Below are 22,130 nucleotides of genomic sequence, written 5' to 3'. Positions count from 1 at the left end.
GCCGTGCAGCGCGTCGCGCACCGAGGCCGCCGCGGCGGCCGGCGTGGGATGGTCGAACACCAGCGTCGCCGGCAGATCGAGACCGGTCGCCGTGCCCAGCCGGTCGCGCAACAGCACACCGCCGAGGGAAGTGAGTCCCTGTGCCATGAAGGGCAGTTCGGGGTCGAGGGACTGTGCGGGGACGCCGAGCGTGTGGGCGGTCTCGTCGAGTACCAGGTCCAGTACGGCGTCGGACGCGGCCGTCAGCCGCTCGCGCAGCGCCGTGGACGCGGCCGCGCGTTCGGCGGCGAGCCGCTGCGTCAACTGCTCGGCGAGCGCGGACCGGACGATCTTGCCGGAGGGGGTACGGGGGATGACGGGGGTCGGGTAGATCTCGTCCGGCACCTTGAACCCGGACAGCCGCTCCCGGCAGTCGGCGAGCGCCCGTGCCGTGTCGAACCCGTCAGGTCCCGGGACGACGAAGGCGACCGGCACCTCGCCCAGCACCTCGTGCCGCCGGCCGACGACAGCGGCGTCGGCGACATCGGGACGGGCCAGCAGTATCTGCTCGACCTCGGACGGGTTGATGTTCTCCCCGCCTCGGATGATGAGTTCCTTGACCCGGCCGGTGACACGGAGGTGTCCGTTCGTGCCTAGCCGGCCCAGGTCCCCGGTGCGGTACCAACCGTCGGAGAACGCCTTTGCGGTGGCGTCCGGGCGGTTGTGATAGCCCGTCATCAGTCCGGGGCCGCGGACCCAGATCTCCCCGTCGGCCCCGTCTGCGACCTCGGCACCGGTGGACGGATCGGTCAGCCGCACCGCGAGCCCCGGCAGCGGAGGCCCGCTGGAGGCGTCGTCACGGGGTCCGTCGAGCCGCTGGACCGCGATCTTCCCGCAGGTCTCCGTGGAGCCGTAGCCGTCGAGCAGGGGAGCGGCCAGGACACGGCCGACCTCCGCCTTCAGCTCAGGGGAACAGGGCGCGCCCCCGGTGACGCACAGGCGCAGCGACGAAGACACCGGGGTCGCCGTCTCGCGCAGCGACTCCAGCAGGAGGCGATAGGTGGCGGGCACCCCGGCCAGAATGGTGAACGGCTCGGCGGCCAGCGCCTGGGCGACGCTCGCACCCGGAGCGAGGAGGCGTGCGCTCGCACCGACCGCGATCACTCCCATCAGGCACAGCGAGTGCGCGAAGGCGTGGAACATGGGCAGGGGCCACAGCAGCCGGTCCTCCTCCCGCAGTCCGTGCGCCGGCACGTAGGCCGCCGCCACCGACCACAGGGCGGCACGCTGTGTGGAGACCACGCCCTTGCTCTCCCCGGTCGTGCCCGAGGTGTAGAGAATCCACGCCGGATCGTCGAGACCGAGGTCGTCCCGGGGCCCCGCGCCAGGATCCGTCCCGGCCAGGTCCTCGAAGGCGAGCGCATCGGCGGGCAGGTCCTCGGAGGCGAACGTGTCGGCGGGCGGATCGCCGGGACCGACGACGGCCACCCGTAACTCGGTTCGCCCAGTCGCCAGTCGGGCGACCCGGGTGGCCAGCGACTCCTCGGTGATCACCAGGACCGCGCCGCTGTCGTCGAGGAAATACCCCAGCTCTTCGTCCGACGCACCGGGGTTCAGCAGCACGCCGACCGCCCCGGCCCGCAGCACCCCGAGACAGCTCTCCACGAGCTCCACCCGATTGCCCAGATGGATCGCGACCCGCTCCCCGCGCCGCACTCCGAGCCGCGCCAGATGCCCCGCCAGCCGACCGGTGCGCTCCTCCAACTCCCGGTAGGTGACGGCGCGGCGGCTGTCCACATAGGCGGTCCTGCCTCCCAGCCGAGCCGAGTGCTCCCTCAAAGTGCTGGGCAACGCACGCACCAACTCGCCCTGGAATTCGGCCATCCCCACCCCTACGACCTCGACCGCAGACCACTCGCCGTAACCGTACGTCAGCCGAACGCCCGTTCAGCGCCGCCACAACCTTGCGGCGCGTCGGCCGCCGCTCCGCACCACACCGCCTCCGATATTCCGGAGCCGGGGCCTTATCGCTCAGTCCGAGGGCGGACCGGCAATGCGTTCGACACGCGGCTCGGCGAGCCTGGCGTAGTCCGCCCCGGACACGGCCAGCGAGCGATCGAGGCGAGCGGCGTTGAAGTAGAGGCACGGTCGCGCGACGACGTCCGGATCCGCGACGAGTTCGAGTGCGGGGTCGAAGCTGAAGGGCAGAACGGTGCCTGGGACGGCATGGGCCAGTCGCTCCGCGGTGGCCGCGTCGCAGAATCCGACGTAGCGGGCCGCGAACAGCGTGCGGATGGCGTCGAGGTCCACACGTCGGTCCCCCGGGACGACCGCGAGCACGTGGCGAGTGACCCGCCGGTCGATCTTGACCATCAGGACGAGGCACTTCGCGGCTTCGGACACCGGGTGCCCGCGCAGTGTGCTGACCGTCTCGGTGGTGCCTTCCGGTTCGTGGTCGATGAGTTCGTACGCGGTCGCGGTGCTGTCGAGCAGGCTGATCAGACGCTCGTAGGTGCCGTTGTCCGGCATGGGGACTCCTCGATGTGGGTGGTGCGGTGGGTGCGTTCGATGTGCTGCCCCCAGTACGTTCCGGTGACCATGAGCGCGGCGCCGAGGCCGGTGAGGACGGTGAGCCCTTCGCCGCCGAGGCAGACGCCGACCACGACCGCCCAGACCGGTTCGGTGCCCAGCAGCAGACTGGCCCGGCTGGCAGAGCTGTTCTGCACCGCCCAGGTCTGGGCGAGGAAGGCGAACACGCTGCAGAACAGGGCGAGATACACGAGCTGGCCCCAGACCGTGGCATCGACCCGGGTCAGCGTCGGCAGGGCGCTGGCGGCGGGCACCACGAACAGCGCCGACCCGACACCCGTCTGGACGGCCGTGAGCTGCAACGGCCGCACGACGCGGCCCTTCGTGAGGCGCCCCACGAGCGCGACATGCGCCGCGCGCACCACCGCGGCGGCGAGCATCAGCAGGTCGCCGATCCCGGGAGTGTGGAAGCCGCTGCCGGACATGAGCAGTGCGACGGCCACCAGGCACACACCCGTGGCGGCGAAGAAGCGCGGAGGCAGCCGTCCGTTGTCCGTCGTGCGGTCCAGCAGTGGGGTGAGCACGATGGTGAGGCTGATGATCAGGCCGGCGTTGGCCGCGCTGGTGTGCGCGACACCGTACGTCTCCAGAACCAGGACAGCGGCCTGAGTGACCCCCAGCACAGCCCCGACACGTACTTCGTCCCGCGTGCAGCGCTCCTTCCGGCGGCGGGCGGCGACGAGGGCGAGGCAGATCGCGGAGAGCGCGTACCGCGCGAACAGCACCACCAGGACCGGCAGGGCATGGGTGGCCGTCTTCGCGGCCAGGTAGCTGGAGCCCCAGACGATGGCGACAAGCAGAAGCACTGCGTCAGTGCGGCGAGTGTGGAACACGCCCCTACGCTGCACTGTTCCCACCTTGAAGCCAAGAACGATGTTCTTCACCGATCCTGAAGCATCACTACACTGAGCAGGTGAACGAACGGCAGTTGCAGATCTTGCGGGAGCTCGGCGAGTCGGGAAGCGTGACCGCCACCGCCGAGGCGTTGCTGATGACACCCTCGGCGATCTCCCAACAGCTGCGGCTGCTGCAACGCTCGATCCCCGTCCCTCTCACCGAACGCGACGGCCGACGGCTGGTACTCACCGATGCCGGGCAAGCCCTGGCCCGTGCCGCGATCGAGGTGGAGACCGCGATGGCCACGGCACGCCACGCGATCGACGAGTTCGTCGACCAGCCGGACTCGGGCGTATCGGTGGCGGCCTTCCACAGCGCGGCCTCCGCGTTCTTCCCGCTCCTGCTGCTCGGCCAGGCAGGGCCTGGACGCCCAAGGCTCTCGCTCGCCGACGAGGATGTCGCGCAGGACCACTTCCCCGGACTGACCCGGGACTACGACCTCGTACTCGCCCACCGTCTCGACCAGGCGCCGCCCTGGCCGGCCACGGTCGCCGCCGACACGCTGCTGCGTGAACCGCTGGACATCGCCCTGCCGGCCGGCCACCCCTTGACCGCCAAACGACGTCTGACCCCGCGCGACGTGGCGGACCAACCCTGGATCACCGTGCACGACGGGTTCCCGCTCATGGCCACCATCGACGCCATCGCGAGCGCCGCGAACCGCCGGCTCGACATCGTCCATCGCATCAACGAATTCTCGGTGGTCGCCGAAGCCGTCGCCGCCGGAGGGGGTCTGGCCCTCATGCCCCGCTGGACCACGCGCCCACACCCCGCACTCGTCCTCAGACCTCTCAGCGGCGTGCACACCCGACGCCACATCGACGTGCTCCACCGCCCCGAACGTGCCGCACGAAGAGCCGTACGAACGGTGCTCACCGAACTCCACCGGGCAGCGGTGACCATCCAGCGGCGGGACGGCGGCGCGGTTCCGGCGTGAACGCCGTCGTGCGCGTCGAAGCAGGTGACCAGACCGGTCAGGATTCGAGAAGCGCCGGTCAGCGAGCCGCGGCTACCGTGACGGCCATGGACATCGCGATCCACGCCCCGGCACAGGAAGACCTGACGTTACCCTCGGGGCCGGCCGGATCCAGCCAGGCGACGCCGACGGAGTCCGCGAAGGCGGCCCACTCGACAGATGGAGACACGATGAGCATGGCCCCGAGGACGGACACGCAGTCGCCTGCGCCGCACGTTGCCGACAGCCACGACCTGATCCGCGTGCACGGCGCGCGCGAGAACAATCTCAAGGACGTCAGCATCGAGATCCCGAAGCGCCGCCTGACGGTGTTCACCGGCGTGTCCGGCTCGGGCAAGAGCTCGCTGGTGTTCAACACGATTGCGGCGGAGTCACAGCGGCTGATCAACGAGACGTACAGCGCCTTCGTGCAGGGATTCATGCCGACGCTGGCGCGGCCCGAGGTCGACGTCCTCGACGGGCTGACCACCGTGATCACCGTCGACCAGCAGCGGCTGGGCGCCGACCCACGCTCCACCGTCGGCACCGCCACCGACGCCAACGCGATGCTGCGCATCCTCTTCAGCCGGCTCGGCAAGCCGCACATCGGCTCGCCCAAGGCGTTCTCCTTCAACGTCGCCTCGATCAGCGGAGCCGGCGCGGTCACCATGGAGCGCGGCGGACAGACCGTGAAGGAGCGCCGCAGCTTCAGCATCACCGGCGGCATGTGCCCGCGCTGCGAGGGCCGTGGCTCGGTCTCCGACCTCGACCTCACCCAGCTCTACGACGACTCCAAGTCGCTCTCCGAGGGCGCGATCACCGTCCCCGGCTACACGGGGGGCGGCTGGAACTCACGGCTCTACAGCGAGTCGGGCTTCTTCGACCCGGACAAGCCGATCCGCAAGTTCACCAAGAAGGAGCTGCACGACTTCCTCCACCGCGAGCCGACCCGGATGAAGATCGCGGGCATCAACATGACCTACGAGGGGCTGGTCCCACGGATCCAGAAGTCGATGCTCGCCAAGGACCGGGAGGGCATGCAGCCGCACATCCGGGAGTTCGTGGACCGGGCGGTCACCTTCACCACCTGCCTCGAGTGCGACGGCACCCGGCTCAACGAAGGGGCCCGGTCGTCGAAGATCAAGCGGATCAGCATCGCCGACGCCTGCGCGATGCAGATCAGCGACCTGGCCGAGTGGGTCCGCCGTCTCGACGAGCCGTCGGTGGCGCCGCTGCTCACCGCGCTGCAGCAGACCCTCGACTCGTTCGTGGAGATCGGGCTCGGCTACCTCTCGCTCGACCGGCCGGCGGGCACGCTGTCCGGCGGCGAGGCACAGCGCGTCAAGATGATCCGCCACCTCGGCTCCTCGCTCACCGACGTGACCTACGTCTTCGACGAGCCCACCATCGGCCTGCACCCGCATGACATCCAGCGGATGAACGACCTGCTGCTGCGGCTGCGGGACAAGGGCAACACGGTGCTCGTCGTGGAGCACAAGCCGGAGACGATCGCGATCGCCGACCATGTCGTCGACCTCGGTCCCGGCGCCGGTACGGCGGGCGGCACCGTCTGCTTCGAGGGCACCGTCGAGGGGCTGCGGAGCGGTGGCACCATCACCGGCCGCCATTTCGACGACCGGGCCGTCGTCAAGGAGACGGTGCGCAAGCCCACCGGCATGCTGGAGATCCGCGGCGCGAGGACGCACAACCTCCAGGGCGTCGACGTCGACATCCCGCTCGGGGTGCTTGCCGTCGTCACCGGCGTCGCCGGCTCCGGCAAGAGCTCGCTCGTGCACGGGTCGATCCCGGCCGGCGAGGGCGTGGTGTCGGTCGACCAGGGCGCGATCCGCGGCTCGCGACGCAGCAACCCGGCGACGTACACCGGACTGCTCGACCCGATCCGCAAGGCGTTCGCCAAGGCCAACGGCGTGAAACCGGCCCTGTTCAGTGCCAACTCCGAGGGCGCCTGCCCCACCTGCAACGGCGCCGGCGTCATCTACACCGACCTGGCGATGATGGCCGGCGTCGCCACCACCTGCGAGGAGTGCGAGGGGAAGCGGTTCCAGGCATCGGTGCTCGACTACCACCTCGGCGGCCGCGACATCAGCGAGGTGCTCGCGATGTCGGTGACCGAGGCCGAGGAGTTCTTCGGCGCCGGCGAGGCGCACACGCCGGCCGCTCACCGCGTCCTCACCCGACTCTCCGATGTCGGCCTCGGCTACCTCAGCCTCGGCCAGCCGCTCACCACGCTGTCCGGCGGTGAGCGACAGCGGCTCAAGCTGGCCACCCATATGGCGGACAAGGGTGGCGTCTACGTCCTCGACGAGCCGACCGCCGGTCTTCACCTCGCCGACGTCGAGCAGCTGCTCGGTCTGCTCGACCGGCTCGTCGACGCCGGCAAGTCGGTCATCGTCGTCGAGCACCACCAGGCGGTGATGGCGCACGCCGACTGGATCATCGACCTCGGCCCCGGCGCCGGCCACGACGGCGGCCGACTTGTCTTCGAGGGCACCCCCGCCGACCTCGTCGCAGCCCGTTCCACCCTCACCGGCAAGCACCTCGCGACCTACGTCGGCACCTGACGCCGGCCCTCGCGCGACGGTGTTCCCGACGTCAGCCTGCGATCAGGCAGAAGGGATGCCCGGCCGGGTCAGTGAAGACGCGCCATCTGTCTCCACCCGGTTGGTACTCCGGTTTGGCCGCGCCCAACCGCAGCAGCAGGGCCTCCGCCTCGTCGAGGTCGTCGACCGCGAAGTCGAGGTGGCTCTGTTGCGGCACGGCCTGGCCCGGCCAGCGCGGAGCCTGGTAGTCGTCGACCCGTTGAAAACCGATGCCGAGCCCGTCCTCGCGGGTGACGCCGGCGAAGTCACCGTTGGACTTGGGGTGAAGCTCAAGTCCGGTGGCTTGCTGATAGAACGCGGCCAGTGCCTCTGGATCGGCGCAGTCGAGTGTGATCGCCGTGAGCTTCATCTGCGGGGGCATGGAAACTCCGTAACACCCATCATGCTGTGAGTCCGAACTCGTCCGGCGTCACACCGTAGGGATCAACTCCACGCTCCGCGACCTGGTTTATGTCAACGCGGCGCCGCGTTGAGAGTGGCAGCCCGCGATGGGCAGCGGTCCATGCCGCGACGCAGCAGGCCGTCCATGACGGCACCGATCACCTCTTCAGCAGAACGGATTTCGGCGCCGCCGGTCCCGCTCGCCCCCCGCATGGGCGGGTGGCCTCTATGAGTCCGATCGGCGGCGGCACTACCGTGGTCGGCGTAAGGGCGTAATCACATGACGGCCGACCCCTTGGTGACGCGATGTGTTGGAGTGCGACGGCCGACCTGGCCGCCGGTGCCGGGATCGCCGCGGTCGGGGTGGCCTGTGTGGCGCGGGTGCGGCGGGCCCGTGACCTGCCGCTGGCCGCGCTGCCGTTGATCCTCGGGGCACATCAGATCGTGGAGTCCGTGGTCTGGGACTCCGGCGGAGGTACGGGCCCCGCCACCGTCGCCTGGGCCGTCATCGCGCTGCCTCTGCTCGCGGTGTGGGTCCCGGCCGGTGTGATGTGCGCGGCGCCCCCGCACGCCCGGCGCAGGCTGACGGTCCCCCTGGCGATCGGCCTCGCGACCGCCGCCACACTCGCGAACGCCCTCGTGACACGACCCGTGCGAGCGGAGGTCCGCGGCCACACCCTCGGCTATTTCGTGCATCTGGACCATCCTGAACTGCTCGTCGCCGGCTACCTCCTGGCCACCGTCGGCTCGCTCCTGCTCTCCGGTGACCGCGGGCTTCTGCTGCTCGGGGTGCTGATGGGCGCGGGCGCGCTGATCTGCTGGGTGCTGTGGGAGCTGGAGTTCGTGTCGACCTGGTGCGCGTTCGCCGCGGTGGGTTCGGTGGCGATGTTCGGCTGGGTGCGTCGGCGCCAGGCCGGGCCGGACACGGGCCGCTGACAGACACGTCGTGCGCGGCCCGCACGGTCGTCGACCTCGTTCAACCGATCGGTTGAACGCGGGTTCCACCGCCCGCGCGGCCTCCGCTCCGTACGGACGACGCGCGGGGTCACGCCACGGCGCCAGAATCGCCACTGACCATGGCGCCGCGTTCCATCCCGCCGAGGTCCTCACCCCCCCCGTCAGAGAGGCCCACAGAGTGTCCAGTTTCCTCAGCAGACGACGCGTACTCGCCACCGGAGCAGGTGCCGGTGCCGCGGCCCTCGGCCTCGCAGCGTTCGGCGCCGCGGCCGGCCCCGCCGCCGCTGCCTCGCCCACCGGGTCCCGGCGGGCCGGCGGAGCCGAGGAGACCAGGACGCTCGACGAGTTGTACCGGGCCGCCCTGGCGGACGGCGGCAAGCTCGTCATCTACGCCGGCGGAGACACCCCGACACAGCAGGACGGCACCAAGGCCGCCTTCCTCAAGCGCTTCCCGGACATCGACCTGAAGCTCATCGTGGACTACAGCAAGTACCACGACGTCCGCGTCGACAACCAGTTCGCCACCGACACCCTGGTCCCCGACGTCGTACAACTTCAGACGCTCCAGGACTTCACCCGCTGGAAGGAGCAGGGCCGCCTGCTGCCGTACAAGCCGGCCGGATTCTCCAAGGTGTACGACGGCTTCAAGGACCCGCACGGCGCCTGGGTCGCCATCGGCGCGATCGGCTTCAGCTTCCTGTACGACGTCGCCGCGGTCGGCACGGACGCCCCGAGGACCCCGCTCGACCTGATCGACCCGAAGTGGCAGGGGAAGATCGCCTCGTCGTACCCGCACGACGACGACGCGGTCCTCTACCTCTACAGCCTGTACGCGCAGAAGTACGGCTGGGCCTGGGTGGCCGCGCTCGCCCGGCAGGACGTGCGGTTCGCCCGCGGCAGCAACTCCCCGGGGGACGCCGTCTTCGGCAAGCAGAAGGCGATCGGCATCGGCACGGCGGGCACGCTGACCTCCCCGGCCACCGCTCCCGCGAAGTGGGTCGTCGCCGACGGGCACCCCTTCATGGCCTGGGGCCAGCGCGCCGCCGTCCTCAAGCAGGCCAGGAACACGGCGGCCGCCAAGCTGTACCTCAACTGGCAGCTGTCCACCACCCAGCAGCAGGCGTCCTTCAACGGCTGGTCGGTACGGACCGACGTCACGCCCGCGGCCGGTCTGAAGCCGATCTGGGAGTACCCCGACGCCCACATCGACGGCTTCCCCCGTTTCATGGCCGACCGCGCGGCCGTCGAGCGCTGGAAGCAGACCTTCGCTCTCTACTTCGGCGAGGTGAAGGGTGACCCCACGCCGGGCCGGCCCGGCCTGCACCCGGGGGCGTAACCGCTGGTGGGGTCGCTGGTCTCCGTACGCCGGTCGGTACGGAGACCGGCAGTCCCGCTCTTCACATCGGCCCTACAGGTGACGGATAGACTCGGACGCCCTGTCCGACTGGATCAGTCCGCCCAAGGGGATCTGCCGTGCCCGACCGCGCTCCACTGACCCCTCGCGGCAACCGGCCCACCCTGGAACACGTTTCGCACCTCGCCTTCTTCCTCGTCGTCGGCGCCGGACTCGTGCGCCTCGCCCAGCTCGAGATACCCCTGTGCTGGTACATCGTGACCGTCAGCGGGCTGCTGGCCGTGGCGTACGCGGGCGGGCTCGCCTGCTGGGACCGGCTCGGCCCGCTCGGCCGGCACCTCTGGATCCCGCTGCTGCTCCTGCTGTGGACCACCCTCGTCTTCCTCGCGCCGCCACCACTGACGACGGCCTACGTCTGGTGTGCCGTCCCGCTGGCCTGCGCGGCCCTGGGCGTGCTCGGCCGCCGCTCCGCGATGGTCTCGGTCGCCGTGATCACCTTCGTGCTCGTCGACGCGCTCGTCCGGTCCACGGGCCGGTTCGACCCGGAGGTCGTCCTCGTTCCGGTGGCGGCCGTCTGGGGAACCGTCGCCCTCTACCGGGGCCAGCAGCGGGACGCCGCGATCCGCCAGCGCCTCGTCGAGGAACTGCGGGACACCCGGGACACGCTCGCGCGGCAGCAACGCCAGGCGGGCGTACTGGCGGAACGCACCCGCATCGCCCGCGATCTGCACGACACCCTGGCCCAGGAACTCGCAGGCAGCCTGATGCTGCTCCAGGCGGCCGAGCGCGACTGGGACGCGCGGCCGGAGGTGACACGGACCCGTGTCCGTGCCGTGGCCGAGGGCCTGGACGGCAACCTCGCCGAGACCCGCCGGATGATCCGGGACCTGACCCCGACCACCGTCGCCGAAGCCGGCCTCGAAGGCGCGCTGCGGCTGCTGTGCGACCGTTCGCGTCAGGAAGGTGCCGCGGCCCGGGTGCGGTTCCGCTCGCTCGGAACGCATCAGCCCGCCCTCGACGACCAGGCCGCCACCACCCTGTTCCGAATCGCCCAGAACGCGCTGGCGAACGTACGCGAACACGCCCACGCGGTGAACGTACTGGTCACCTTCCACCGGCACCCCGATCGTGTGGAACTCGAAGTGAGCGACGACGGAGTCGGTTTCGATCCGGCCGTCCCGTTCGCGAGCGAGCGCTCGCCGGGCCCCGTCCGGACGGACCGCGGATTCGGCCTCACGGTCGCTCGGGCGCGCCTGCGTGAGTGCGGAGGCGACCTGGACGTCAGCAGCGCACCCGGCCGGGGTACCAGGATCCGTGCCTCGGTGTCCGCGCGGTCCCGGCCGCGGCCGGTCGAGCCGTCGTTCACACCGGCGACCGCCCGATGACCGCCGCACCGCTGCGCGTGCTGATCGCCGACGACCACACCGTCGTACGCGCCGGACTGCGGGCCCTGCTGGAAGGCGAACCCGACCTCGACGTGATCGCGGAGGCGGGCAGCGGCGAGGAAGCGGTCCGGCTGGGTACCCGGTTGGTCCCGGACGTCGCGCTGATGGATCTGCGGTTCGCCGGACCCGGCCACGGGATCGACGGCGTCGAGGCGGCCCGCCGGCTCGGTGCCCGGGCGCCCGGTGTGGCGGTGGTGATGCTGACCAGTTACGCCGGACGGGCCGATGTCGTCCGCGCGTTGGAAGCGGGTGCGCGAGGCTACGTACTCAAGGCGGGGCCGCCCGAGGAACTGTTCCAGGCGGTGCGCACCGCTGCGGCGGGCTCCATGGGACTCGCCGCGGAGATCGTCGGCGAACTCGTCGGCCAAGTGGTCAACCCGGAGCAGGACTTGAGCCATCGCGAGATCGAGGTCGTCCGGCTGCTGGCCGAGGGGCGCAGCAACCGGGCCATCGCCGAGGCGCTGTACCTCAGCGAGGCCACGGTCAAGACCCACCTCGTGCGCGTCTATCGCAAACTCAAGGTCGACAATCGGGCGGCGGCCGTGTCGGAGGCCGTGCGCAGGGGGCTGCTCGAACTCACCTGACTCACAAGGAAGTTCACGCGGCCTACGAGGCATCCGTCTCCGTGCCCGCCCGGAGCGTCACGGGCGGGCACGGAGTGGATGTCGCCGCAGGGCTAGGAGCCGGTCACGTCGGACACCGTCCACCGCTGGTTGGAGCCGGAGTTGGGCGTCCAGATCGTGACGGCGGATCCGTCGGCGGTGGCCTGGCCGCCCACCTCCAGGAGCCTTCCGGCGGCGGCGTTGACGAGGGTCCAGGTGCCGTCACCGGTCGTCGACATGATCCACTGCGTGGCGGCGTCACGAGGGCCGGTGTCCGCCTCCAGGACGGGGGCGCCGTCGCGCACGGCCAGTCGCTTGCCCTCCACCGGGTTGGTGAACACGTACCGCTGCCGGTTGCCGGTCTGGCCGCTGAGCTGTCGCAGCTGCCACCGCTGGCCGGTGACCGTTGCCGCGTCGGTGCCGGCCGTCTTGATGACGAGCTTGCTGCCGTCGTCCGCGACGGTGAGCGCCTTGCCGCTCTGGACGCCGGTCAGGGAGTAGGTGTGGCCCTTCTTCAGCAGAGCGGCGTCCTTGGCAACGCCCGACACGCCCTTGACGACGAAGGAGGTCACGGACTGGGCGGGCACGGTGAAGGTGGCCTGGCGGTCGGTGACCGCGACGGGGGTCTGGCGTGCCAGCTTGCCGTCCGCGCTGGTCACCACGGGAGTCACCGTCGCGCCCCGCGCGATGTGGCCGAACCTGGACAGGTCGATGGTGACCGTACGCGCGCTGGTGGTGCTGTTGACGTGGACGACGGTCGCCCCGTTGCCGCTCTTGGAGACCGCGGCGGCGCTCGACGTGTCGTCGGTCTTGATCAGCCGGTCGCCCGGTTTGATGTAGTGGGTGAAGTTGCGGGCGGTGTCGAACTTCGTGTTCGTGTAGATGGGACAGGTCGCGAGGGTGTCCGCGGAGGTACAGCTGAACGGGAGCTGGATGCTGCCCCAGTTGCCGCCCTTGGCGGACTCACCGCCCGGCTTCATGTTGTCGTAGTCCTCGACCGGCTGCCAGAACACCCAGGCCTTGGGCTCGAGTTCGCGCAGGTCGTCGACCATCTGCTGGGCAAGACCGAGGCCCGGCCGCATGTCCGTGAAGCTCTGGCCGTCGCCCCAGTCACCCTCGACCTCGCTCATCCACAGCGGCTTGTCAGCCGCCTTGGCCAGGTCGCGCACGCTGGTACGGCCGCCGGTGCCGTAGGTGTGGACGTTCAGCTGGCCGACGAGGTCCCGCACGTCCTGGGGGTAGGAGTTCCAGTTCTGCGTGAAGATGTTGGGGTTGGTCTCGTCCATCGCGGAGATCTTCGTGCCGGTCTTCGCCTTCTTGAGGGCGGGGGCCAGCGCGCGGATCACCTGCTGCTGGAGCGCGGGGCCGATGTGGGCCCCCTCCTGGCGGCCGCCGACCGGCTGCCCGTCCGCGCCCAGGCGCGTACCCCAGTAGTTCGTGTTCGGCTCGTTGAACGGGTCGAGGGTGTCGACCTTGATGCCGTGCGCCTTCTCAAGCCGCTTGGTCGCGCCCGCCAGGTAGGCGGCGAAGTCGTCGACGGAGTCGGCCTTGAGCTGGTCGGCGGAGGAGTTGAAGCCGCCGGAGACGTAGCCGCTGGTGGTCATGAACCAGGGCGGCGAGTTGCTGAACGTCTCCCAGTGGGTGATGTCCTTCTTGATCCGGTCCACCCACCAGCGCTGGGTGGCGTCGGCGTTCGGGTTCCAGTCGGCCGCGTCGTCGGCGCTCCACCAGTCGGTATCCGTACGGGCGGTGCCGTCCGGGGCCTTCCACCAGCCCTCGACCGCTCCGCCGGCCCGCAGGTAGTTCTTGACGTCCGGGGCGTTGCCGCCGCCGATGTTGTAGCGGGCGATGTTGAGGTTGAGGCCGTCGTCGCCGAACAGGAGCTTGGCGAGCTTCTCGCGGATCGGCGCAGGGTAGTTGCCGGTGGCGTTGGCGAACCAGACCAGGCTGGTGCCCCAGCCCTCGAAGCTCTGCTCCTTGTAGGAGGGATCGGGCCGGACGGTCACGGACGCGGCTGCCGCCGGCGCGGTCTCCGCGCTCGTCGGCGGGGCGGTGACCAGGGCTGCCCCGGTGGCCAGTGCGGTGCCTGCGATGGTTCCCAGAAGCCGTCTTGTGCGGGTACGGCGTGCCAACGTGTGCTCCCAACTCGTATGTGGTCGCTGCGATGGACCGGCGTGCCCCCGGGTGGGGACACGCCGGCGTCACCCTCGAACGGGGGGCCGTGCTCGCTGTTCGAGGGCTGTCAGAGGGCGGGCTGCCGCAGTACGGCGACGTCCCGGGGGGCGAGGACGACGGTGCCGTCGTCGTCCGTCCGGCCGACCAACAGGTCTCCGGAGACTCCGGTCAGCGGCACGGTCTCGTCGGTCCGGTTGACCAGGAACAGGTAGCGGCTGTCGGCGCTTCGGCGCACGATCAGCTCGACGCTTCCCCGCGTGCCGTCCGGCAGTTCGCTGTGCACACCGGCCGGGGCGAGCAGCTTCGGCAGCAGCGCGGTGAGACCGTCCGTGCCGAGCCGGGTGGAGACGTACGCGGCCGAGCCCTCGCCCGTCGGGCGCCGGGTGACGGCGGGGCGGTCGGCGTACGTGCCGTCACGGTAGTGCGCCAGCACCTCCACCGCCGGGTCGGTGACGCTGATCCGGTCGGTCCACAAGGTGCCAGTCGCGGTGCCGTCCACGCCGTCCAGGGCGACGTCGGCCGTCTCGCCGTCGAGCAGCGGGCCGAACTCCTCGATGCGGATGCCGAGAAGCTCGCGCAGGGCTCCCGGGTAGCCGCCGAGCCAGATGTGGTCGTTCTCGTCGACGACACCGGAGAAGTACGTGGTGACCAGGTGGCCGCCGTTCTCGGCGTACCGGGTGAGCTCCTTGGCGAGCAGGGCCGGCATGACGTGCAGCACCGGCGTGATCAGGACCTGGTAGCGGTCGAGTTCGGTCTGCGTGGTGACGACATCGGCCCGGATGCCGAGGGCAAGAAGCGCGGAGTACCAGTCCAGCGCCTCCTGCCGGTAGCTGAGCTGGGCGGTGGGGTGGGAGTCCTGCTCGCTCGCCCACCACGAGTCCCAGTCGAAGACGATCCCGACCCGGGCCGGCTCACGCTCCGTCCCGGCGACCGGAGCGAGGGTCTTGAGGGTCTGTCCGAGGCCGGCCACCGCGCGGAAGACCTCGCTGTCGGCTCCGGCGTGCGGCACCATCGCCGAGTGGTACTTCTCGGCGCCTGCCGCCGACTGGCGCCACTGGAAGAAGCACACCGCGTCGGCGCCGTGGGCGACATGCACCAGCGAGTCACGGGCGAGGTCGCCCGGCCGCTTGGCCACGTTGATCGGCTGCCAGTTGACGGCGCTGGTGGAGTGTTCCATGAGGAACCACGGACGGCCACCGGCGATGCCGCTGACGAGGTTGGCGGAGAAGGACAGTTCGTCGCGGTCCTGCGGGCCGGGCACCACGTAGTGGTCGTTGGAGACGAAGTCGATCTCGGCGGCCCAGTCCGCGTAGTTCATGCCCTTGGTGTTGCCCATCACCATGAAGTTGGTGGTGACCGGAACATCCGGTGTGAGCTCGCGCAGCACGTCCCGCTCCGCGCGCAGATGGTCCTTCAGCACATCGGAGGAGAAACGCTTGAAGTCCAGCTGCTGGGTGGGGTTCGGGTGGGAGGCGGCCAGCCGGGGCGGCAGGATCTGCTCCCAGTCGCTGTAGCGCTGGGACCAGAACGCCGTTCCCCAGGCGTGGTTGAGAGCGTCGAGGGTGGTGTAGCGGGAGCGCAGCCAGTCGCGGAAGGCGCGGGCGGCGTCCTCGGAGTAGTCGTAGACGTTGTGGCAGCCCAGCTCGTTGGAGACGTGCCAGGCGACCAGCGCGGGATGGTTCGCGTACCGCTCGGCCATCTTCCGCACCAGGCGCAGCGCGTGCTCGCGGAAGACGGGCGAGGTGGGACGCCAGTGCTGGCGCGCCCCGGGCCACAGCGTCTCGCCGGACGCGGTGACCGGAAGGATCTCCGGGTACGCCGTGCTGAGCCAGGGCGGCGGGGAGGCGGTGGCGGTGGCCAGGTCGACCCCGATGCCCCCCGCGTGCAGCAGGTCCATGACCTCGTCGAGCCAGCCGAAGTCCCACTCGTTCTCGGCGGGCTGGATACGGGCCCAGGAGAAGATCGCCACGGAGACGATGTTGACGCCCGCCTCCCGCATCAGCCGGATGTCCTCCTCCCACACCTCGCGTGGCCACTGCTCCGGGTTGTAGTCGGCGCCGTAGGCGAGGCGGGGGGTGGAATCACCGTCCGGCCCGTGCCGCAACTGGGACAGGAGGGTGGAGATCATGGTGGTCCTTCCGTTTACTGCACGGCGTGGCGCGAGGTACGTGGTTGCTTCCGGGCGGCCGCCGCTGAGCGCCTGCTGCTCAGCGGCGGCTCCCGAGGGGAATGCCGGTTACTTCGAGACGGTGAAGCCCTGCTCGTTGCCGTACTTGATGGAGGCGTCCTGCCAGCTCTTCAGGCCGTCGGCCAGCTTGGTGCCGGAGATGTAGGCCTTGCCGACGGTGTCGTTGAAGATCGAGTTGGCGTACTGCTGGAAGGGCAGGTACGACCAGTCGCTGGCGACGTTGGCGGCGGACTCGGCGAAGATCTTGTTGGCTTCCTGGCCGCCGAAGTAGGCGAACTTGGTGTTCTGGAACTCGGTGGACTGGAGCTCCGCCTTGGTCGCCGGGAAGGCGCCCTGCTTGATGCGGGTCTGCACGCCGTCGCCGGAGTTGGCGTACTCGACGAACGCGTAGGCGAGTTCCTTGTTCTTGCCCAGCGCGGGCAGGGCAAGGGAGCTGCCGCCGTTCTCCGCGCTCGCCTTGTCCCCCTTGGTCCACTGCGGCATCGGAGCCGCTCGCCAGTCACCGGAGGCGTTCGGCACGCCGGAGACGAAGTTGGCGGGCATCCAGGCGCCGGTGGTCAGGGTGGCGATGGTGCCGTCGCCCAGGCCCTTGTACCAGTCGTCGGTCCAGCCGTTGATGGGTGCGACGAGCTTCTCGTCGATGAGCTTCTGCCAGGTGTCGGTGTACTTCTTGGCGCCCGCGTCCTCGAAGTTGACCGTCACCTTGGTGCCGTCGACCTTGTAGGGGCGCGAACCGGCCTGCCACAGCATGCTGGTGGTGAAGCCCGCGTCACCGGCGTCGTTGGCGATGTAGACCTTGGGGTCGGCCTTGTGCAGCTTGCGGGCCGCGTCGACGTACTCGTCCCAGGTGGTCGGCACGGCGATCTTGTACTTGTCGAAGACCTTCTTGTTGTAGAACATCGCCATGGGGCCGGAGTCCATCGGCAGGCCGTAGACCTTGTCACCCTCGCTCACGGCGTTCCACGGACCCGGGGTGTACTTGGCGGCGAGCTTGTCGGCGCCGTAGGGGGCCAGGTCGCTGAGGCCCTTGGTGAGGGAGTACTGGCTCAGCGCGAAGTACTCGACCTGGGCGACGTCGGGGACGCCCTTGCCGGCCGCGATGGCGTTCGACAGGGCGGTGTAGTGCTTGTCACCGGACCGGTCGCCGACGAGGTTGATCTTGACCTTGGGGTACTTCTTCTGGAAGTCGGCGGCGACCGTCTTCAGCGTGGGCTCCCAGGCCCAGACGTTGACCGTGCCGCCCTTCTTGAGGGCCGCCTGGATGTCCGTGGCGGAGACCGCCTTCTGGCCCGAGCTGTTGTTGTCGGAGCCGCCGCAGGCGGTCGCCCCGAGGGCGAGGACGGAGAGGACAGCGAAGCCGCGCAGCAGGCGGCCGGTGGTTCTGCGCATGGAGGTGCTTCCACTTCTTCGTGGGTGGGACTTCTTCATGGGTGGGACAGGGTGAGGGTGAAAGAGGTGAGGCTGCGGGGGGTGGGGGCCTGAGGGCGGGTTATTCCTTGACGCTTCCGGCGGCGAGCCCGGACTGCCAGTACTTCTGCAGCAGCAGGAACGCGGCGATCAGCGGCACGATGGTGAGCAGCGAACCGGTGATCACCAGGTTGAAGATCACGTCGCCACCGATCGTCTGGGCCTGGGAGTTCCAGGCGTCCAGGCCCAGGGTCAGGGGGTACCAGTTCGGGTCCTTGAGCATGATCAGCGGCAGGAAGTAGTTGTTCCAGGTCGCGACCGTGGTGAACAGCAGGACGGTCACGGTGCCAGGAGCGAGCAGCGGCATGGCGACCTGGAAGAAGGTGCGGATCTCGCCCGCTCCGTCGATGCGGGCGGCCTCCATCAGTTCGGTGGGGATGGCCTCGCTGGCGAAGACCCACATCAGGTACAGGCCGAAGGGCGAGACGAGCGAGGGGATGATCACCGCCCACGGTGTGTCCGTCAGCCCCATCTTGCTGAACATCAGGAAGGTGGGCACCGCCAGGGCGGTGCCCGGGACAGCGACGGCACCGATGACCACGGCGAAGACGGCGCGCTTCCCGGGGAAGTTGAACTTCGCCAGCGCGTAGCCGCCCAGGATCGCCAGGAGGGTCGCGCCGCCGGCGCCGAGCACGACGTACAGCAGGGTGTTCAGCAGCCAGCGGACGAAGATGCCGTCGTGGTACGTGAACGTGTCGTGGATGTTTTCCCAGAGGGCGAACTTGTGGCTGAACCACAGGCCGGACGAGGTGGCGAGCCCGTCCTGGGTCTTGGTGGCGCTGATGACCAGCCACACCAGGGGCACCACGGTGTAGAGCATGATCAGGCCGGTGAGCACGGTCAGCAGGACGCTGCGCTTGGGGCGTCCGGGAGTGTGCTTGTGCCGTGTGCGCAGTCGGGGCGTGTTCTTGGAACCGCCGGACTGGGCGGACGGGGGCTGGGAGGCGGTGGTGACGGGGCTGCTCGTGCTGCTCATCGGGTCACGCTCCCTTGCGCATGCCGCGGAGCTGCACGACATAGGCGATGACCATGGTGATCAGCCCCATGATGATGGCGACCGCCGCGGAGTAGTTGTGCTGCTGTCCGTTGAAGGACAGTGAGTACGTGTAGAAGTTCGGGGTGTAGTCCGTCGTGATGGCGTTGCGCGCCAGCGGCCGCAGGATGCTCGGCTCGTTGAAGAGCTGGAAGCTGCCGATGATCGAGAAGATCGTCGCGATGACCAGGGCGCCGCGGATGGCGGGCAGCTTGATGGCCGAGATGATGCGGATCTGCCCGGCGCCGTCGATCTCCGCGGCCTCGTACAGAGAGCTCGGGATGACCCTCAGCGCGGAATAGAAGATCAGCATGTTGTAGCCCACGAACTCCCAGGTGACGATGTTGCCGATCGACGCCAGGACCAGGTCCGCGGAGAGCGGGTCGGGCAGGGTGACGTCGAAGGCGCTGTTGATGTCACCCACCAGGCCGAACCGGGTGCCGTACATGAAGCCCCACATCAGGGTGGCGACCACGGCGGGCACCGCGTACGGCAGGAAGATCGAGATCCGGAAGAAGTTCCTGCCGTACAGACGGCCGCTGTCCAGCGCGAGTGCGACGAGCAGGGCGATCCCCAGCATGATCGGCACCTGGATCAGCAGGAACAGCGAGACCCGCTCCAAGGAGGACCAGAACTGGTCGTCCTGGAGAGCCTGCTTGTAGTTGTCCAGGCCGACGAAGGACGTTCCCCCGATGAGCTTGTCACGGAAGAGGCTGAGGTAGATCGAATAGGCGATCGGAGCCAGGAAGACGAAGGCGAAGACCACCGCGAAGGGGCCGATGAACCCCCATCCTGTCCAGGAGCGGCGGTCCCTTTTCGGAGGCCGGTCCGGGCGCCGTGCCACGGCCGCAGGGGGTTGAAGCGTCGTCATGTCGTTCCTCGCTCGTCCATCTTGGAACCGGCGTCTCACGCCGTCGCGATGTTTACGTAAACATGCCGTCCCCCTTCGCGTCGAGGGCTGTTATGTTTACGTAAACATCTGATGGCGGCATGTCTACACTGCGCCAATGTCGGTGGTCAAGGGTCGTCTGACGAAACGGCGACCCGGGTAACAAAGGAGACGGGTGGACACTGCGGACAGTGCCTCGACGGGGACGGAACGGTCCCGCGGGCGCAAGGGAAAACGGGCGGTGGGTCGCGCGCAGACCGCGTCCATGGCGGATGTCGCGCGCCTGGCCGGGGTCTCCTCGCAGACGGTCTCCCGCGTGTCCAACGGTTACGCGGGTGTGAACGAGGAGACCCGTGAACAGGTGCTGGCGGCGATGAAGGAACTGGGCTACCGGCCCAACAGCGCCGCCCGGGCCCTCAAGCGCGGTGAGTTCCGCACCATCGGCGTCATCACCTTCAACCTCTCCACCACGGGCAACATGCGTACCCTGGAGGCGATCGCCACCTCCGCGGCGCAGGAGGGCTACGCCGTCACGCTGCTGCCGGTCGCCGTGCCCACCCAGGACGAGGTGCGGGGCGCCTTCTCCCGGCTCGGGGAACTCGCCGTCGACGCCGTCATCGCCATCATGGAGGTACATCTGCTCGACGCGGCGACCATCTCCCTGCCCCCGCATGTGCAGGTCGTCGTCGCCGACTCGGACGCGGGCGACCGCTACGCGGTGGTCGACACCGACCAGGCCGGGGGAGCTCGGGCCGCCGTACGCCACCTTCTGGACCTCGGCCACAGCACGGTCTGGCATCTGGCCGGGCCCGAGGAGTCCTTCGCGGCACAGCGCCGCACCGACGCCTGGCACGCCGCCCTGACCGAGGCGGGCCGCGTCCCGCCGTCTCTGGTCCGAGGCGACTGGTCGGCGGAGTCCGGCTACCGCGCGGGCCTGCGGCTCGCGGACGAGCGCGACTGTACGGCGGTGTTCGCCGCCAACGACCAGATGGCGCTGGGCCTCCTGCGGGCCCTGCACGAACGCGGCCGGAAGATCCCCGACGACGTCAGCGTCATCGGCTTCGACGACATCCCCGAGGCCGGCTCCTTCCTGCCGCCGCTGACCACGGTCCACCAGGACTTCGCCGAGGTGGGACGCCTGTGCGTCGAGGGTGTCCTGCGGCGGATGCGCCACGGCGGGCCGGAACACGGCACCACGCTCGTCCCCACGAAGCTGGTGGTGCGGGGGAGCACGGCTCCGCCGTCCGGGGATGCGTAGGTTCCGCGTCAGCAGGCGCCGGATTCGGTCGTGCTCGGGCGGGTCGATCCGGATGAAGTCGGGCGGTAGCCCGGTAAGACCATCTTCGTACGCGTGCGCCGCGGCGTCGGCGCCGACCTCGGGGAGGTTGCGCGCATCCGAGCTGAGCCGTGGGTCGTGGAGCAGGGAGAGGGTCCCCCGGTAGGTGCTCACGACGTAGGTGAGGCGGCCACGCGCGTCAGTCCCAGTCCAAGGGCGATGAAGGCCCGGGCCGGCGCTGTGACCTCGTGCCGGCGGCCGTCTGATCACGGCTCGGCCGGGTTCTTTCCCCAGACGAAGACCTCGGTGCTCGCAAGGCGCTCGGAGAATCGGCCCGATGGGGACACCTCCCGCAGCAGCCGGCGCAGGTCCGACTCGAAGGCGTCACGGCGCGCGCCGAACAGGTGCGGAGCCGAGAACGACATCGAGAACACCCCCGCGACGACGTCATCGTAAGTGCGCTCGAGCGCATGCCCGCCGGGAACGACATGACGCTGAGGACCGGAGAATCCCGCGCGCGCGAGCACCGCCGCCTCGCCGCCGGGCGTGCCCTGCGGCAGCACCCCGCGCCCGGCTCGTCGTACCGGTCCGAGGTAGCGCCTGACCAACTCGTCCATCGCGACGTAGGGCACCGCCGGATGCGGAAGACCCTCGACGGATCGACGCTCCGTCTTCAGATCCGAGATGTGCACGAACGCCCCGCCGGGCATGAGCATGTCCCTGATGGTCGCCGCCACCAGATCCCGATCCATCCAGTGGAAGGACTGGCCGAAGGTCGCCACCGTGAACGTCCCAAGACCTGCGGGCAGTTCCTCGGCCCGGACCCGCACCCATCGTGACTTTCCGCTCACCCCCGCCTCGGCGGCTCCGCGCACCGCTTCGGAGAGCATCCCGTTGTCCGGGTCCACACCGACGATCTCACCGAACAGGTGGGCCAGACTCAGAGCCAGGGTGCCCGGTCCGCATCCCACGTCGATCAGGCGCCCCCGGCCGTCGAGTCGCAGAACCTCGGCGAGCACATCCGCGAGACCGGGTGCGTACGGGAGCCTTCCCCGCTGGTAGTAGGAGGCCGTCCCCGAGAACAACGTGTCGTCCCACTCCCAGCCGACGACCACCGCCACCCGCCACCTTTCACAGAAGCACAGGATTGCCCGACGGCGGTCGCCGCACCGGTCAAGATAACGAACGCGCGGACTGCCTGATGCCCCATTTCGTGCGCAGGACCACGTGGTCGTCGTCGGTCAGGCGCTCCTCGCGCTCCAGGGCCACGCGTACGGCGTCAGATCGGCGGCGAAGGGGACGAAGGGCCGCGTTGGGCTCCG

Annotated in this window: 17 protein-coding genes; 7 read left to right on the top strand and 10 right to left on the bottom strand. The window is 69.7% G+C overall.

The genetic code is table 11. The features are described from left to right. The 3 genes from ABZ656_RS26030 to ABZ656_RS26020 form a co-directional block, all read right to left on the bottom strand. Window positions 1–1,863, bottom strand: a 1,863-nt coding sequence (locus ABZ656_RS26030; protein ID WP_360270817.1) for an AMP-binding protein, incomplete at its 3' end; no start/stop codon positions are given. 147 nt (window positions 1,864–2,010) lie between these two features. Then, entirely contained in the window at window positions 2,011–2,508 is a 498-nt protein-coding gene (locus ABZ656_RS26025) for a YbaK/EbsC family protein (RefSeq protein ID WP_360270815.1), read from the bottom strand. Continuing rightward, window positions 2,478–3,401: a DMT family transporter gene (locus tag ABZ656_RS26020; protein WP_360270813.1), complete on the bottom strand. Its 924-nt coding sequence runs from the start codon at window positions 3,399–3,401 to the stop codon at window positions 2,478–2,480. The genes ABZ656_RS26025 and ABZ656_RS26020 overlap by 31 nt, the downstream gene beginning before the upstream one ends. An 80-nt stretch (window positions 3,402–3,481) precedes the next feature. Between ABZ656_RS26020 and ABZ656_RS26015 the strand changes: the two genes are divergently transcribed. Then, on the top strand, window positions 3,482–4,402 hold the full coding sequence (locus tag ABZ656_RS26015; protein WP_360270811.1) for a LysR family transcriptional regulator: 921 nt from the start codon (window positions 3,482–3,484) through the stop codon (window positions 4,400–4,402). A gap of 209 nt (window positions 4,403–4,611) precedes the next feature. Next, window positions 4,612–7,002, top strand: coding sequence for an excinuclease ABC subunit UvrA (locus ABZ656_RS26010; RefSeq protein WP_360270809.1), 2,391 nt, complete (start codon window positions 4,612–4,614; stop codon window positions 7,000–7,002). Between the two features lie 31 nt (window positions 7,003–7,033). On the opposite strand, the gene ABZ656_RS26005 is transcribed toward ABZ656_RS26010, so the two are convergent. After that, window positions 7,034–7,402: a VOC family protein gene (locus tag ABZ656_RS26005; RefSeq protein ID WP_360270807.1), complete on the bottom strand. Its 369-nt coding sequence runs from the start codon at window positions 7,400–7,402 to the stop codon at window positions 7,034–7,036. A 326-nt stretch (window positions 7,403–7,728) separates the two neighbouring features. Here ABZ656_RS26005 and ABZ656_RS26000 point away from each other — a divergent pair, with 326 nt between their 5' ends. The 4 genes from ABZ656_RS26000 (at window position 7,729) to ABZ656_RS25985 (ending at window position 11,762) form a co-directional block, all read left to right on the top strand. Continuing rightward, window positions 7,729–8,358 (top strand): DUF6629 family protein, encoded by a 630-nt coding sequence (locus ABZ656_RS26000; protein WP_101402903.1) that lies wholly within the window; start codon window positions 7,729–7,731, stop codon window positions 8,356–8,358. A gap of 199 nt (window positions 8,359–8,557) precedes the next feature. Further along, window positions 8,558–9,715 (top strand): ABC transporter substrate-binding protein, encoded by a 1,158-nt coding sequence (locus ABZ656_RS25995; protein WP_360270805.1) that lies wholly within the window; start codon window positions 8,558–8,560, stop codon window positions 9,713–9,715. A 137-nt stretch (window positions 9,716–9,852) separates the two neighbouring features. After that, entirely contained in the window at window positions 9,853–11,118 is a 1,266-nt protein-coding gene (locus ABZ656_RS25990) for a sensor histidine kinase (protein ID WP_101402905.1), read from the top strand. Next, entirely contained in the window at window positions 11,115–11,762 is a 648-nt protein-coding gene (locus tag ABZ656_RS25985) for a response regulator transcription factor (protein ID WP_101402906.1), read from the top strand. Before ABZ656_RS25990 ends, ABZ656_RS25985 begins: the two co-directional genes overlap by 4 nt. Before the next feature lie 92 nt (window positions 11,763–11,854). Here the strand turns inward: ABZ656_RS25985 and ABZ656_RS25980 are convergent, their stop codons facing one another. The 5 genes from ABZ656_RS25980 to ABZ656_RS25960 all read right to left on the bottom strand — a co-directional run bounded on the left by ABZ656_RS25980 (window position 11,855) and on the right by ABZ656_RS25960 (window position 19,514). After that, window positions 11,855–13,912, bottom strand: coding sequence for an RICIN domain-containing protein (locus ABZ656_RS25980; protein ID WP_360270802.1), 2,058 nt, complete (start codon window positions 13,910–13,912; stop codon window positions 11,855–11,857). A 110-nt stretch (window positions 13,913–14,022) separates the two neighbouring features. Continuing rightward, the gene (locus tag ABZ656_RS25975; RefSeq protein ID WP_360270800.1) at window positions 14,023–16,083 is read right to left on the bottom strand and encodes a beta-galactosidase; all 2,061 of its coding nucleotides are present in this window, start codon (window positions 16,081–16,083) and stop codon (window positions 14,023–14,025) included. Between the two features lie 108 nt (window positions 16,084–16,191). Then, the gene (locus ABZ656_RS25970; protein WP_360270798.1) at window positions 16,192–17,532 is read right to left on the bottom strand and encodes a sugar ABC transporter substrate-binding protein; all 1,341 of its coding nucleotides are present in this window, start codon (window positions 17,530–17,532) and stop codon (window positions 16,192–16,194) included. A 100-nt stretch (window positions 17,533–17,632) separates the two neighbouring features. Next, window positions 17,633–18,586 carry a carbohydrate ABC transporter permease gene (locus ABZ656_RS25965; protein WP_101402910.1) on the bottom strand — a complete coding sequence of 318 codons (954 nt, stop codon included), beginning with the start codon at window positions 18,584–18,586 and terminating at the stop codon, window positions 17,633–17,635. 4 nt (window positions 18,587–18,590) lie between these two features. Then, window positions 18,591–19,514, bottom strand: a complete 924-nt coding sequence (locus ABZ656_RS25960; RefSeq protein WP_101402911.1) for a sugar ABC transporter permease — start codon at window positions 19,512–19,514, stop codon at window positions 18,591–18,593. A gap of 283 nt (window positions 19,515–19,797) precedes the next feature. Between ABZ656_RS25960 and ABZ656_RS25955 the strand changes: the two genes are divergently transcribed. After that, window positions 19,798–20,790 carry a LacI family DNA-binding transcriptional regulator gene (locus ABZ656_RS25955; RefSeq protein ID WP_180362260.1) on the top strand — a complete coding sequence of 331 codons (993 nt, stop codon included), beginning with the start codon at window positions 19,798–19,800 and terminating at the stop codon, window positions 20,788–20,790. Between the two features lie 284 nt (window positions 20,791–21,074). On the opposite strand, the gene ABZ656_RS25950 is transcribed toward ABZ656_RS25955, so the two are convergent. Then, entirely contained in the window at window positions 21,075–21,923 is an 849-nt protein-coding gene (locus ABZ656_RS25950; protein ID WP_360270823.1) for a class I SAM-dependent methyltransferase, read from the bottom strand. Window positions 21,924–22,130: the final 207 nt, after the last annotated feature.

The organism is Streptomyces sp. NPDC007095 (assembly GCF_040634475.1).
Taxonomy (GTDB): Bacteria; Actinomycetota; Actinomycetes; order Streptomycetales; family Streptomycetaceae; genus Streptomyces.
Note: the sequence above shows the minus strand (reverse complement) of the source record. Positions and strands in the feature narration are given on the sequence as shown.

Excerpts from the sequence above, each read along its gene's own strand:
- ABZ656_RS26025 (WP_360270815.1), bottom strand. The coding sequence starts at position 2,508 with ATGCCGGACAACGGCACCTACGAGCGTCTGATCAGCCTGCTCGACAGC.
- ABZ656_RS26010 (WP_360270809.1), top strand. The coding sequence starts at position 4,612 with ATGAGCATGGCCCCGAGGACGGACACGCAGTCGCCTGCGCCGCACGTT.
- ABZ656_RS26005 (WP_360270807.1), bottom strand. The coding sequence starts at position 7,402 with ATGCCCCCGCAGATGAAGCTCACGGCGATCACACTCGACTGCGCCGAT.
- ABZ656_RS26000 (WP_101402903.1), top strand. The coding sequence starts at position 7,729 with ATGTGTTGGAGTGCGACGGCCGACCTGGCCGCCGGTGCCGGGATCGCC.
- ABZ656_RS25985 (WP_101402906.1), top strand. The coding sequence starts at position 11,115 with ATGACCGCCGCACCGCTGCGCGTGCTGATCGCCGACGACCACACCGTC.
- ABZ656_RS25975 (WP_360270800.1), bottom strand. The coding sequence starts at position 16,083 with ATGATCTCCACCCTCCTGTCCCAGTTGCGGCACGGGCCGGACGGTGAT.
- ABZ656_RS25970 (WP_360270798.1), bottom strand. The coding sequence starts at position 17,532 with ATGCGCAGAACCACCGGCCGCCTGCTGCGCGGCTTCGCTGTCCTCTCC.
- ABZ656_RS25965 (WP_101402910.1), bottom strand. The coding sequence starts at position 18,586 with ATGAGCAGCACGAGCAGCCCCGTCACCACCGCCTCCCAGCCCCCGTCC.
- ABZ656_RS25960 (WP_101402911.1), bottom strand. The coding sequence starts at position 19,514 with ATGACGACGCTTCAACCCCCTGCGGCCGTGGCACGGCGCCCGGACCGG.
- ABZ656_RS25955 (WP_180362260.1), top strand. The coding sequence starts at position 19,798 with ATGGCGGATGTCGCGCGCCTGGCCGGGGTCTCCTCGCAGACGGTCTCC.